A 12617-nucleotide genomic window follows, 5' to 3' on the forward strand; every position below is an offset into this window, starting at 1 on the left:
CGTTTCACTTGTTCCGCTACGTCCGAGCGGTCTGGTCAGCTTGTGGAGCTTCCTATCGCGTCACAGGGGCATTCTGGGGACAGGAATCGACAGCCCGTAATCAAGCTGATCAATCAGCGCCTTCTCACGCGCCAGCGACATCGTCAGCGACGAGTCGATGTACCCGGCGACGACGCTGGACTGGTGCGCCGGCAGCTTGTGGGTCAGACGCTCCAGGTCGAGCCCCTGCGCATGCCCGTAGGTCAGGAATGTGTGTCTGAACGCGTGCGCGCCACGCAGCGCCCTGCCCGACTCGTTCTCAGCACCGTGTAGGCCCATATCGGTGAGGAAGCGACGCCTGAACCAGTCGCCGGGTTGGCGCAGCTTTCCATGCCGATCCAGTTTCGACCAAGCAGGGAACAGCAGCTTTGAGCTGGTCGCCTTCACGCGCTCCAAGTAGGACAGAAAGCTCAGTTCGATGAGCTTGGCGTGGATCGGCACACGGCGGGTAACGCCGGTCTTGATGGACTTCGCCAAGCCCTCCGCCCCCTCGGATTCCTCGCTCAGCTCGAAGTACCAGACACCCGCACTGTCCTGCTTGATGTCCGTTTGCGGGTTCAACTGCGCGACCTCGTTGATGCGTGACCCGGTGTAGAGACACAGCAGCGGCAACCAGAACTTGTGATGCTCGGCAGGATCGCCCGCAAGCGCCTCCATTTCCGGCCCCTCAAACATGCGCTTGAGTTCGTCCGGCTTCAGTGCGCGCTGCTTGTTCTCGCCCATCTTCCGATCGCCGGAATATTGCGCCTCATCGAGCGTCAGGCCGGCAGGAAAACCATCGTCGTGGTAGTTGGCTTTCGCCCACCGCAAGAAGCGGGAGATGGACGGGCGCCACGTCGCCTTGAAGCTCTTCGGCCCCAAGAGTTCGATACCGGGCCAGTCGCGCTCGATGATCTGGCGAATGCTCAGTTTCTCGCGCCTGCGGATCAGGTGCCACGTCTTCGGCAGCTTGCTGACATCCTCGAAGAAGCTGTTCAGTTGCCGCTGCTTGAGTTCGTGCAGGCGGACATCGCCCACAAGCTCGACAAAGACCGGCAGGCAGCCCCGGTGCTTCTTGAGCATTGCGTTCTTGTCCGACTTCGCCTCGCGTTCAAGGAACGCCGCCACCGCTTCAGACAGCAGCGGCGTCTTCGGTGAGGGCGTCGGGGTGGGTGCTGCGGTGCTCTCGGGGGCGAACTCACGCGCCAAGGTCTTGACGGTCTCGATGTCGTGCGGCTGCACATCGTCGAAGACAACGGCACGGCTACCATCGGGGCGGTAGTCGAAAGTCACGAGAAGCTCGACGCGGTGATTCTTGGACATGCGGAGACTGTGAAACTGGGCAAGGTGCTGCGCTGCAAGCACGAGCGCCTGGGGCGCTGCAACGCGCCTGTCGGTCGTGTGTAGGGAGCGGACGATCTCGCGAGCGGGGAAGTGCTCGCGAAGGTCGGCGGGGATGCGGACGCGAAAGTAGAACGTATCGCCTCGCCTGACAAGATAGCGACTGCGCATGGCTGCTGTTCCTGCTTGTTGCTACACAAATGTGTAGCAAGGTGGCAAAAACCGCAGTATTTCGCGAACTTTTACTTCAAAAACAATAACTTAATGGTGCGGGGAAAGAGACTCGAACTCTCACGCCTTGCGGCGCTGGAACCTAAATCCAGTGCGTCTACCAATTCCGCCATCCCCGCACACTTCAGCACAAGTGAAGCGGCGCGCATTATACACGCGCCGCTTCGCGTACCGGGCGGCAGCGGCTGGTCCGACGCTCAAGCCGTGCTGCGGCCGTAGGTGTCCTCGAAGCGGACGATGTCGTCCTCGCCGAGGTAGCTGCCCGACTGCACCTCGATGATCTCGAGCGGGACCTTGCCCGGGTTCGACAGGCGGTGGGTGTGGCCGAGCGGGATGTAGGTCGATTCGTTCTCGGCGAGCAGGAAGCTGCGCTCGCCGTTGGTGACCTCCGCCGTACCCTTCACCACGATCCAGTGCTCGGCGCGGTGGTGGTGCATCTGCAGGCTGAGCTTGGCGCCCGGATTGACCACGATGCGCTTGACCTGGAAGCGCTCGCCGGCGTCGATCGAGTCGTACCAGCCCCAGGGACGATAGACCTTGCGATGGCTCTGGGTGAGCGTGCGGCCCTCGGCCTTCAGGCGCGCGACCACCTTCTTGACGTCCTGCGTGCGATCCTTGTGCGCGACCATCACCGCGTCGGGGGTCTCGACCACCACCATGTCCTCGCAGCCCACCGCGGCGACCAGGCGGCTGCCGGCGTGCACCAGCGTGTTGCGGCAGGCCTCGAAGAGGACCTCGCCGCGCGCGGCGTTACCCTCCCCGTCCTTGGCCGACACCGCCCACAGCGCGTCCCAGGCGCCCACGTCGGACCATCCGGCCGACAGCGGCACGACCACGCCCTGCCCGAGCTCCGGCGCTTCGGCGAGCTTCTCCATGACTGCGTAGTCGATCGAGTCGCTCGGGCTGCGCTCGAAGGCGGCGGTGTCGAGACGGATGAAGTCCGCGTCGTGGGTGCAGCCGGTGACCGCCGTCGTGCAGGCCGCGGCCATCTCGGGCGCGAAGCGACGGATCGCCGCCAACCACACCGAGGCCTTCATCATGAAGATGCCGCTGTTCCAGTAGTAGGCGCCGCTCGCCACGTAGGCCTCGGCGGTGGCGCGGTCGGGTTTCTCGACGAACTCGAGCAGTGCGCGCGCGCCCTCGCCCTCCGCCAGCGCCTCGCCGCTGCGGAGGTAGCCGTAGCCGGTCTCGGGACGGTCGGGCACGATGCCGAAGGTCACCAGTGCACCCTTGGCTGCCGCCTTGGCGCCGATCGCGATCGCATGCTGGAAAGCGACCTGTTCGGTGATGACGTGGTCGGCAGGCATCACCAGCAGGATCGGATCGCCCTCCTCCACCGCAACCAGCGCGGCCAAAGTGAGCGCCGGCGCGGTGTTGCGTCCCACCGGCTCGAGTACGATCTGTGGCGAACGTACGCCGATCTGGCGGAGTTGTTCGGCGATGATGAAGCGATACTCCTCGTTGGTGACGACCAGCGGACGCGGGTCGACCTCGCCGCCGGGGAAGTCCTTCAGGCGCAGCGCGGTCTCCTGCAGCAGCGAGCGCTCGCCGGTAAGGGGGAGGAGTTGCTTGGGATAGCTCTCGCGCGACGCCGGCCACAGTCGGGTGCCGGAGCCGCCGGAGAGGATCACGCTCTTGATGGTCATGAATCGGGTCCTTGCGTTGTTCTGTCGTTCGGCCGGGTGCTTCAGTCCAGGATCTCGCGCAGCATGCGGGCGACGCCGTCGCGCCAGTCGGGCAGCGCGAGACCGAAGCGTTCGCGCAGCCGCGAGGTGTCGAGCCGTGAATTGAGCGGCCGCGCCGCGGCGGTCGGATAGTCGCGGGTGCCGATCGGCGCGATCTCGCCTGCCTTGAGCGTCGCCCCGAGCTTGCGCGCTTGCTCGATCACGAAGCTTGCGTAGCCATGCCAGCTCGTCTCGCCGCCCGCGGCGAGGTGATAGGTGCCGCCCAGGCTGCGGTCCGCGTGTTCGGCACGGAGGGCATGCGCGCTGACATCGGCGATCAGCTCCGCGCCGGTGGGTGCGCCGAGCTGGTCGGCGATGACGGTCAGGCGTTCGCGCTCGGCCGCGAGGCGCAGCATCGTGCGGGCGAAGTTGCCGCCGCGCGCCGCATACACCCAGGACGTGCGCAGGATCAGGTGACGGCAGCCCGCGGCGCGGATCGCCTCCTCTCCGGCGAGCTTGCTGCGGCCGTACACGGAAAGCGGTGCGGTCGGGGCATTCTCGCGCCAGGGGGTGTCACCGCTGCCGTCGAAGACGTAGTCGGTCGAGTAATGCACCAGCAGCGCGCCCACGGTCGCCGCGGCCCGGGCCAGCACGCCCGGCGCCTCCGCGTTGATGCGCTGCGCGCGCTCGACATCGGTCTCGGCCTTGTCGACAGCGGTGTAGGCGGCGGCGTTGACGATCACGTCGGGGGCCAGGCTGCGCACGGTGCGGTCGATGCCATCGAGGTCCTCGAGGTCGCCATGCAGGCCGTCGGCGCCGCCACGGTCGAGCGCGACGACGGTGCCGACCGGCGCGAGCGCGCGCTGCAGCTCCCAGCCGACCTGGCCGTTCTTGCCGAGCAGCAGGATCTTCATGCGCGGGCCTCGCGTCCGGCGTAGTTGCGCGCCACCCAGTCGCGATAGGCGCCGCTCTGCACGTTGGCGATCCAGGCCGGGTTGTCCAGGTACCACCGCACGGTCTTGCGGATGCCGCTCTGGAAGGTCTCCGCCGGCCGCCAGCCGAGCTCGCGTTCGATCTTGCGCGCGTCGATCGCGTAGCGGCGGTCGTGGCCGGGGCGATCCTTGACATAGGTGATCAGGCGGGCGTGGCTGCCGGCTGCACTCGGGCGCAGCTCGTCGAGCAGCGCGCACAGGGTGTGCACGATCTCGAGGTTGGCCATCTCGTTCCATCCGCCGACGTTGTAGGTCTCGCCGAGGCGGCCGCGCGCCAGCACTTCGCGGATCGCGCTGCAGTGATCGCCCACGTAGAGCCAGTCGCGCACGTTCTGGCCGTCGCCGTAGATCGGCAGCGGCTTGCCGGCGAGCGCGTTCACGATCATCAGCGGGATCAGCTTCTCGGGGAACTGGTAGGGGCCGTAGTTGTTCGAGCAGTTGGTGGTGAGCACCGGCAGGCCGTAGGTGTGATGCCAGGCGCGCACCAGGTGGTCGCTCGCCGCCTTGCTCGCCGAGTAGGGGCTGTTGGGCTCGTAGGCCTTGGTCTCGGTGAAGGCGGGATCGTTCGGGCCGAGCGAGCCGTAGACCTCGTCGGTGCTCACGTGCAGGAAGCGGAAGGCCTCGCGCTCGCCGGCGGGAAGCGCGCTCCAGTGCGCGCGCGCCGCTTCGAGCAGGGTGAAGGTGCCGTCTACGTTGGTGCGCACGAAGGCGCCGGGACCGTGGATGGAGCGGTCGACGTGGCTCTCCGCGGCGAAGTGCACCACCGCGCGCGGCTTGTATTCGGCGAACAGGCGCTCGACCAGGGCGCGGTCGCAGATGTCGCCATGCACGAAGAGGTGCCGCGCGTCGCCTTCCAGGCGCGCGAGCGTCTCGCGGTTGCCGGCATAGGTCAGCGCGTCGAGGTTGATCACCGGCTCTTCCGAACCCTGGAGCCAGTCGAGCACGAAGTTCGCGCCGATGAAGCCGGCGCCGCCTGTCACGAGAATCACGTGGGGAATCCTGTTCGAGTCTGGAAAGCTGCCATTATCGCATTCAGGGCAATGGCCGACGAGGAAGGACGCCACTCCGGATCACAGGTTTTGAGTCTCGCTGCACCGCTGCGTCCTTGGGCAATCACTGCGGCGATCGAGCGATGCCCGCCGCGACAAGGGCCGAGAGATCCGGCTCGCAGAAGTTCTCAGGCGTGGCATCGAGTTCGGAAAGGCTGCGGGGAAAGGCGAAAAGGCAGGCATCGCTCGACGCGTATCCCATGAGTCGGGCGGTGTTCTTGGCGATCAGCTTGAATGCGCGTTGCGCGGTGCGGTCGGGGTCGCGATCCACGCGCCCACGGTCGGTGAGTTGCTGCAGCCTTGCAAGCGAAACGATCGAAAGGTGAAACGGCGTACTCGTGTCTCCCGCACTGGCGGCAAAGTTGAAACGCGCCGGTTTCAATTGCATGTCGTCGGCGATCACGACGACGCGAACGACCGTTCCATCCCCTCGCCAGTCGATGCTGCCGATCAATGCATCGAGGAGCGGACGCGCATCCATGAGCCCGAGCGTTGGCCGAAAAGGCGCGAGATCCATCTTGGTCGGGATCGTCACGATCGGTGGTGCAAGGCTGCCTTGCAGGCGCGCGACCAGTTTCGGAACAAAGCGTTGGTCGGCGATCTCCTCGTGGATGTGAAGGGCTACCGCCGTCGGACGCAAGGTCCGGCCGGCAGCATGGTCGTTGGCCTGGCTGTGGCCGGTAGCCAGAAACGACAGCAACATGCCCATCACAAGTCGGTTGTACCTTGTGGGCTTGAAGTTCTTCGGCATAATCCAGGGCAGCTCCTGATCGGCGGGAAACGCATGCAGCATAGCTACAGTTTCGACCTCGTGCTCGGCCACCTCCGCCTTCTGCAGCAGGGCTCGGACCTGACGAGCGATGCGCGTTGGGCGGCCGACGAGAGCCCTGAAGCATGCGCGACCCTGTCCACGCGTGCGCGTGAAACCGTCGAACGATTGAAGAAGGCGTTTCCCGATCTGCAGCCATTGCCGGTGGAGGCAGAAGAAGTACCGGATCTGCTCGGCCGCGTTCAGGACCCGGAGGTTTCCATCCGGCGCCTGCATCGCTTCGCACGCCTGGTCGGCACCTGGGAGTGCGGGAGCGTCCTGATCGGCACCTACGACAACTCGATCGAGGTGAGCCTCGCCGTCGACGCCGAGCGCTTGAACAGCGGCAACCTGAATGAATCCCTTGCACGCTTGCTGACCTGCCTTGAATCCGCGACGCACTTCAACTTCCTGGACCAGGAGGGGCGTCGAACGCTCGAGCCGGTGTCCGCCGCTGCCTTGCTGCTCGAGCGGCACCACAAGGGCCTCTTGGCGCTGCAACGCGCAACGCGCCGATCGCGGCGGCTGCAAGCCCTCGCAGCACCTAGCGCCATCCTGATGACGATAGTGGTCGCGACCCTCGCGTTCCTGATCGTTCGAGGCGCCGTCGAGCACGGCAGCCTCGTGCTGCGCACCGATTGGGCCAGAGACGCGGTCTTCGTCACGACCGCCCTGACACCGCCCGCATCGGGCTTCAGCCTGTCACCCGGCTACACGCTCGAGGGCCACATCCTGGAGACGGGCGAGCGCGCTCGTCTTGCGGTGTCGCGGGATGTGTATATCCGTGCGGCGCCCGGTGCCCGCCACACTGTCCTGCGCACCAACGATCCCGCCACGCCCTGGGTGTTGAGGGCGACGTTCAACCCCGGCGAGGCTGTCTTACGGGTCGGAGATGGCGGCGTCGCCTGGTTCGCGCTCGTCGCGCTGCTGCCCGTCGCCCTGTGGGGCGTGCTCGTGTTCTATCCGTGGGTGCGGGTCCGGGGTGAAGGTCGAGCGCTGATGAAGGAGCAGATGAGCAGGAACCTGCTGTCGATTACCAAACTGACACTGCTGCTGGGCGTCGTGGCGCTGATCAAGCGGCTTGCCTGACGGCGCAAGACAACCCATGAACCGGAGGACTCCGTGGAAATCAACCAGAAGAAGCGTTCCAACCGATTGAAGTTCACGTTCAACGACGACAGCTTCAACTATGCGTACAAGGACCGCAGCGGCTCCGGCGACATCGACGTGCAGTACGCCGGCTTCCCGACGAAGGCCTCGGTCTCGATCGAGCGGAACGAATGGCTGCGCAATGCCGGACTGATCTGGTGCGTCATCGGTGTGCTGCAATTGGGGCACGCGATGGTCACCGGCGACTCGCTTCAGGGGCGAGGCTTCTGGCTTCTCATCGGGGTGATCTGCCTTGTCTGGTACCGCTGGGCAACCGTCAAGTATTCGGTTTTCCGCTCGCAAGCGGGTAACGTCCTCGTGATTCAGGACCGCGAGCATGATCGGATCGTCGATGAAATCAACCGCCGGCGAAAGGACCAGCTCCTTGCTCTCTATGGCGAACTGGACATGCGCAACACGCTCGAGGACGAGATCGCAAAGTTCTCTTGGCTGCATGAGCAGGACGTCTTGTCCAAGGACGAACTGGAAGGACGCCTTGCACAGGCGCGCGCGGCCTTTCAGGCGCCAGGGCCGGCAGCATCCAGCCAGCTTCATTGACGGCTGCGCTGGCGAAACGGGCGCGATGAGGTGTTGCCGGCACCGGGCTCGCGTGGCTGGTCCGGCGGGCGTTGGCGTTCTACGCGTCAGACGGAATTTCGCTCTGCCGCGAGCTCCCGTGCAACGGGGTCAGGTGGAGAGGGAACGGATGGCCCTTCATGGTTTCTACATGCGCAAGCGCTCGGCGTAGCCGGTCATCTCCAGGTAGCCGCGCCCGAGCTCGGGGCCCTCCCCGGCACCCCCCCCCGCCTCGTGCAGGCGCACCGCGCCCTCCCAATAGATCGCCCCGGTGGAGGCGCGGCTGTCGAGCTCTTGGTCGTCCATCAGCGGCCGCAGCCGGTAGCGCCGTTCGCCCACCGTGACCGCCCACTCCACCGGGTACTCGATTCCGGTGCGCGGCGAGCGCCAGCGGCGCAGCGGTTCGAAGCGCACCTCCGTGGGCGGGTGGATGCGGACGCTGCCATCGCGCGTGCTCGTGGTCGCGGCCGCCCAGAGCGCGCGGCCCTCGTGGTCGCGCATGCGGAAGGCCATCAGGCCGCCGCCGTCGCCGAGGTTGATGCCGATCCAGTCCCAGCCGCGCGCGCCCTCGGGCAGGATCTCGCTCGACCACTCGTGATCCAGCCAGGCATGGCCGCTCACCGCCACCGGCTCGCCATCCAGGCGCAGCGAGCCGCTCACCGCGAGCTGCGGGCGGCTGTAGTAGTAGCTGGCATTGAGCGGATCGGGCGCCTTCTGGCTGTAGCCATCGCGCCCGTTCGGCACTGGCGCGCGGTCCGGGGTGAATTCGAGCTCGAAACCGAAGTCCTCCGCCTCGATGCGGCTGCGGTAGCCGGCCGCCGGGCTCTCTCCTCCTTCGAGGAACCAGTCATCCACCCGTACCGCGGTACGCCCTTCCAGCGCCTCGACCAGTCCGGGATAGGCGCGTCCCGAGCGCTCGGCGTGGCGCAGCCTGCCGGTCGCCGGGTCGGCCACCGCGGCATGCGCGAGCACCAACTGGCGTGGCGCGAAGCGGCTCGGGTTGTCCTCGCCGATGCGCGTGCGCACGCGGAAGAAGGTGAGCTGGAACCCGCGCTCCACCCCCGCCGCATCGCGCAACCAGCCGGTGATGTACCACCACTCGGTGCGATAGGCCGGATGCGCGCCGAAATCCTGCGGAAACACCAGCGCCTTGCCCGGCACGACCGGCGGGTAGGGCGGTCCGGAATCCTGCGCCTGCGCTGCCCCACCGCACACCAGCATCAGCGCTCCCAGGAGCAGCACGCGCAGCCGGACAAGCCGCCTCTCCAGCGCCACAAGCGCAACGCCCGCCGCGAGCCTGCCCGCCCCCACCGCTCCTGACTCCTGACTCCTCACGCCTCACCCCCTACCAATCCGCCTTCACCGCCAGCACCGCCGACCGCCGCATCGCGTGCCTTCCGGCGAGCCGGGCCACCAGTGCCGCCAGCAGCACCAGGCAGACGGCGAAGATCGCCAGCCCGCTCCACGGCACGGCCAGCTCCATGCTCCAGTGGAAGCTCTGCCGGTTGATGATCTCGATCAGCACCCAGGCGATCGCCGCGCCGCCGGCGAGTCCGGCGATCACGCCCAGCCCTGCGGTCAGCGCGCCCTCGGTGGCGATCAGGCGACCGATCTCGGCGCGCGTGAAACCGAGATGGCGCAGCATGCCGAACTCGCCCTGGCGGGTGGCGGCGAGCGCGGCGAAGGTGGTGGCGATGCCGAACAGGCCGATCACCACCGCGACCGCCTCCATCAGGTAGGTGATCAGGAAGGTACGATCGAATATCTGCAGGCTGAGCGCGCGGATCTCGCCCGGCAGCGCGATGGTGATGTGCTCGGCGCCGAAGCGCTCGCGCAGCGCCTGCGCCACCGCTGACGGAGTGGCACCCGGCTCGAGCAGTAGCGCGGCGTCGTTTACCCGGTCGTCGCCGGTGAGGGCGACGTAGTCGCGGCGCTCGATCAGCGCGGCGCCGTGCTGGCGGGCGTAGTCGCGCCACACCCCAGCGACGCGGAAGGCCTGCATCCGGCCTCCCAGCGGCAGCTCGAAGCGGCTGCCGCGCGCCAGATCGTGGCGGTCGGCAGCCGCCTCCGACACCCAGGCCGGAGGCAGGCCTTCCGCGTCCCCGGCCACCGGCTCCATCGATCCGCTCACCAGCGGCAGCCCCCGGTTGCCCTGCGTCGCGCGCGCCAGCACGCTGAACAGCGGCTCGGTGTCCGAAACGCGCAGGTTCACGAGCCGCGTCGTCTCTACTCGCGCCACGCCGGGCGTGGCCGCGATCGCCACGAGCGCAGGCGGATCGAGGTAGCCGCTGCCACTCGCCGCCGAGGCACGCACGTACAGGTCTGCCGGCAAGACCTGGGCGAGCCACTCATCCACCGAGACGCGGAAGGAATTCACCATGATCGCCATCGACACCGCGAGCGCGACGCTGGCGATCACCCCTGCCCCCGCCACCACCGCCTGCCCCGGCGCCGCCGCCAGGCGCGCGTGCGCCAGCCGCCAGATCGCGCTGCGCCCGCGCGCGAGCAAGGGCAGCACGAGGCGCGCGAGCACCGGCAGCGCCAGGATGGCCGCCGCGAGCACGAACACCACCGCCGCATAGCCGCCTAGCGGGATGCCGCCGAACGGCGGCAGCAGGCAGGCCAGCGCAGCGAGCACCAGCATCGCCGCCCCCAGTCGCCCGCGACCGTCGCCTCGCGGTAGGCCGGCGCGCTCGCCCTCCCCCGCGCGCAAGGCACGCGCTGGCGCCACCGCGGCTGCGGCACGCGCCGGCAGCCAGGTGCCGGCGACACCGGCGGCCACGCCCAGCAGCAGGTAAGCCAGGCCCGCCGCGGGGTCGAACGCCAGCTGTGGCGCCACGCCGCGGAAGAAGCCCGCGCCGAGGTCGCCCCCCACCAGGCGGAAGGCGCCCGCCGCGAGGGCGTGGCCGAGCACGACCCCGAGCAGCCCGCCGACCACGCCCACCGTTGCGCCCTCGGCAAGCAGACCGCGCATCAGCTCGGCGCGCACCAGACCGAGCGCGCGCAGCAGCGCGAACTCGCGCCGCCGCCGCGCCACCGACAGCAGCTGCGTGGAGAACACGAGGAAGCCGCCGGTCAGCAGCGCGATCGCCGCCAGCATGGTCAGGTTCACCCGGTACGCGCGCGACAGCGAGCCGAGCTCGCCCGCTGCCGCCTCGGGTGTGCGCAAGGCGATCCCCGGTGGCAGCAGGGCGGACAAGGCCGCCTGCGCCGCCGCCGGGGAAACGCTCTCGGCCAGGCGCAGGTCGATCCGGCTCAACACGCCGATGCGTGCGAAGGCCTGCTGCGCTGCGCCGAGGTCCATGACGCCGAGCACGCCGCCTGCGCCAGGCACCCGCCCACCCGCCTCGAGCACCAGGCTGCGCACGCCCGACTGCACCGCGATGCGGGCGTCGACGAGCGCCGGCGGCAGCACCTCGCCTTCCATGGAGCGCCCCGGCGCGGAAAGGCGCTGCCGGGCGTCGTCGCTGAGGAACACCACGCCGGGACGCAGTGCCGCGAAGCGCAGGTCCCCGCCGCCCTCTGCCAGCGGCATCAGCCCGGGCTGCACGCGCAGCACCCGGAAGAGGTCCACGCCGAGAATGCGCAGGCTCTCCTCGCGCCCGGGCAGGCGCGCCTCGATCTCCAGCACCGGACTCGCCGCCGCCACTTCGGGCCGGCGCGCCAGGGTGGCGAACAAGGCCTCGTCGAACCCGTCGCGCGGCCCCACCACCTGCAGGTCGGCCTTGCCCGCCACCGCGCGCATGCCGCGGCCGAACTCGTCGAGCGCGGCACCGTGGATCAGATGCACCGCCAGCCCCAGCGCCACGCCGAGCGCGATCGCCAGCAGCGACAGGGCGCTCGCCAGGCGGCGGCGCAGCAGGCTGGCCAGGAAGATGCGTCGAAGAGGCACGCTCACGGATGCCCCGTGACGTCATGCAGCCCGTCGGCTCGAAGTTCCAGCACGCGGTCGGCGCGCGCCGCCGCGCTGCGCGAGTGCGTGACCATGACGCCGGCGGCGCGGCTGTCGCGGATCTGGCCGAGCAGCAGGTCGAGTACCTCGCTCGCTCGCCCCGGGTCGAGGTTGCCGGTGGGCTCGTCCGCCAGCACCAGGTGAGGCCGATGTACCAGCGCGCGCGCGATCGCCACGCGCTGCAGCTCACCCCCGGACAGTTGCTGCGGCGGATCCGGCGCGCGCGCGCCCAGCCCGACGCGGCCGAGCATCTCTTGTGCGCGGCGCGCGGCCTCGGCCTCCGCGATGCCGAGCAGCCACAAGGGGAGCGCCACGTTCTGCAGCAGGTTCAGGTGGGGCAGGATGTGGAAAGCCTGGAACACGAAACCGAAGTGACTACGGCGCAGGCGCGCCATGGCGTCGTCGTCGAGGCGCTCGATGGGTGTTTCGCCGACCCGGATCGTGCCGCCGTCGATCGGTTCCAGGCCGGCGATGCAGTTGAGCAGGGTCGACTTGCCCGAGCCCGACTCGCCGACGATCGCCACGCACTCCCCTGCCTTGACCCGCAGCGCAAGGCGCTCGAACAGCACGCGCGCGGGGGCGCCGGGCAGGATGCGGGTGACGTCGTCGAGCTGCAGCATCGGAAGGCCTCGTGGCACGGGGCTGGAGAGCGGAAAGATGGACGACATTGTGTCATTGCCCTGCGCAAAAGGTTCGCGGCTTGCGCCGCTACTGCATGCGCTTCCCGGTGCGATGCCTCCGGTAGGAGCGCCGCAAGGCGCGAATGCGGCGGTGGAGATTGCGAAGCCCCCATTGGCGAACCGCCCTGTTCGCGGCTTGCGCCGCTTCTCCACGGGG

General features: G+C 68.5%; 10 protein-coding genes and 1 tRNA gene. 2 read left to right on the forward strand and 9 right to left on the reverse strand.

What is annotated here, in order from left to right; all coding sequences use genetic code 11:
• Window positions 1-60: 60 nt before the first annotated feature.
• The 6 genes from ACZ5PP_RS02965 to ACZ5PP_RS02990 form a co-directional block, all read right to left on the reverse strand.
• Window positions 61-1530 (reverse strand): DUF6538 domain-containing protein, encoded by a 1470-nt coding sequence (locus ACZ5PP_RS02965; RefSeq protein ID WP_464826743.1) that lies wholly within the window; start codon window positions 1528-1530, stop codon window positions 61-63.
• 94 nt (window positions 1531-1624) lie between these two features.
• Window positions 1625-1709: transfer RNA gene (locus ACZ5PP_RS02970), tRNA-Leu, on the reverse strand.
• 78 nt (window positions 1710-1787) lie between these two features.
• Complete coding sequence (locus tag ACZ5PP_RS02975) at window positions 1788-3236, reverse strand: mannose-1-phosphate guanylyltransferase/mannose-6-phosphate isomerase (protein ID WP_004310859.1); 1449 nt, start codon at window positions 3234-3236, stop codon at window positions 1788-1790.
• Window positions 3237-3277: 41 nt separating this feature from the next.
• Window positions 3278-4168 (reverse strand): dTDP-4-dehydrorhamnose reductase, encoded by an 891-nt coding sequence (gene rfbD / locus ACZ5PP_RS02980; protein ID WP_004310862.1) that lies wholly within the window; start codon window positions 4166-4168, stop codon window positions 3278-3280.
• Window positions 4165-5235, reverse strand: coding sequence for a dTDP-glucose 4,6-dehydratase (gene rfbB, locus ACZ5PP_RS02985; RefSeq protein WP_004310864.1), 1071 nt, complete (start codon window positions 5233-5235; stop codon window positions 4165-4167). The genes rfbD and rfbB overlap by 4 nt, the downstream gene beginning before the upstream one ends.
• A 124-nt stretch (window positions 5236-5359) precedes the next feature.
• Window positions 5360-6088: a hypothetical protein gene (locus tag ACZ5PP_RS02990; RefSeq protein ID WP_004310865.1), complete on the reverse strand. Its 729-nt coding sequence runs from the start codon at window positions 6086-6088 to the stop codon at window positions 5360-5362.
• Here ACZ5PP_RS02990 and ACZ5PP_RS02995 point away from each other — a divergent pair.
• Both ACZ5PP_RS02995 and ACZ5PP_RS03000 read left to right on the forward strand, forming a co-directional pair.
• The gene (locus ACZ5PP_RS02995) at window positions 6080-7192 is read left to right on the forward strand and encodes a hypothetical protein (RefSeq protein ID WP_004310867.1); all 1113 of its coding nucleotides are present in this window, start codon (window positions 6080-6082) and stop codon (window positions 7190-7192) included. The genes ACZ5PP_RS02990 and ACZ5PP_RS02995 overlap by 9 nt on opposite strands.
• Before the next feature lie 33 nt (window positions 7193-7225).
• Window positions 7226-7810: a hypothetical protein gene (locus tag ACZ5PP_RS03000; RefSeq protein ID WP_004310869.1), complete on the forward strand. Its 585-nt coding sequence runs from the start codon at window positions 7226-7228 to the stop codon at window positions 7808-7810.
• Between the two features lie 165 nt (window positions 7811-7975).
• Here ACZ5PP_RS03000 and ACZ5PP_RS03005 read toward each other — a convergent pair whose 3' ends face one another.
• The 3 genes from ACZ5PP_RS03005 to ACZ5PP_RS03015 form a co-directional block, all read right to left on the reverse strand.
• Entirely contained in the window at window positions 7976-9067 is a 1092-nt protein-coding gene (locus tag ACZ5PP_RS03005) for a carotenoid 1,2-hydratase (protein ID WP_041589846.1), read from the reverse strand.
• A 106-nt stretch (window positions 9068-9173) separates the two neighbouring features.
• The gene (locus tag ACZ5PP_RS03010) at window positions 9174-11726 is read right to left on the reverse strand and encodes an ABC transporter permease (protein ID WP_464826744.1); all 2553 of its coding nucleotides are present in this window, start codon (window positions 11724-11726) and stop codon (window positions 9174-9176) included.
• Window positions 11723-12400, reverse strand: coding sequence for an ABC transporter ATP-binding protein (locus tag ACZ5PP_RS03015; protein WP_012585402.1), 678 nt, complete (start codon window positions 12398-12400; stop codon window positions 11723-11725). The genes ACZ5PP_RS03010 and ACZ5PP_RS03015 overlap by 4 nt, the downstream gene beginning before the upstream one ends.
• Window positions 12401-12617 lie beyond the last annotated feature (217 nt).

Source organism: Thauera sp. DNT-1 (assembly GCF_055393985.1).

What these genes read in the sequence shown, in the direction of transcription:
- ACZ5PP_RS02965 (WP_464826743.1), bottom strand. Translation starts at nt 1,530, where the DNA reads ATGCGCAGTCGCTATCTTGTCAGGCGAGGCGATACGTTCTACTTTCGC.
- ACZ5PP_RS02975 (WP_004310859.1), bottom strand. Translation starts at nt 3,236, where the DNA reads ATGACCATCAAGAGCGTGATCCTCTCCGGCGGCTCCGGCACCCGACTG.
- rfbD (WP_004310862.1), bottom strand. Translation starts at nt 4,168, where the DNA reads ATGAAGATCCTGCTGCTCGGCAAGAACGGCCAGGTCGGCTGGGAGCTG.
- ACZ5PP_RS02995 (WP_004310867.1), top strand. Translation starts at nt 6,080, where the DNA reads ATGCAGCATAGCTACAGTTTCGACCTCGTGCTCGGCCACCTCCGCCTT.
- ACZ5PP_RS02990 (WP_004310865.1), bottom strand. Translation starts at nt 6,088, where the DNA reads ATGCTGCATGCGTTTCCCGCCGATCAGGAGCTGCCCTGGATTATGCCG.
- ACZ5PP_RS03015 (WP_012585402.1), bottom strand. Translation starts at nt 12,400, where the DNA reads ATGCTGCAGCTCGACGACGTCACCCGCATCCTGCCCGGCGCCCCCGCG.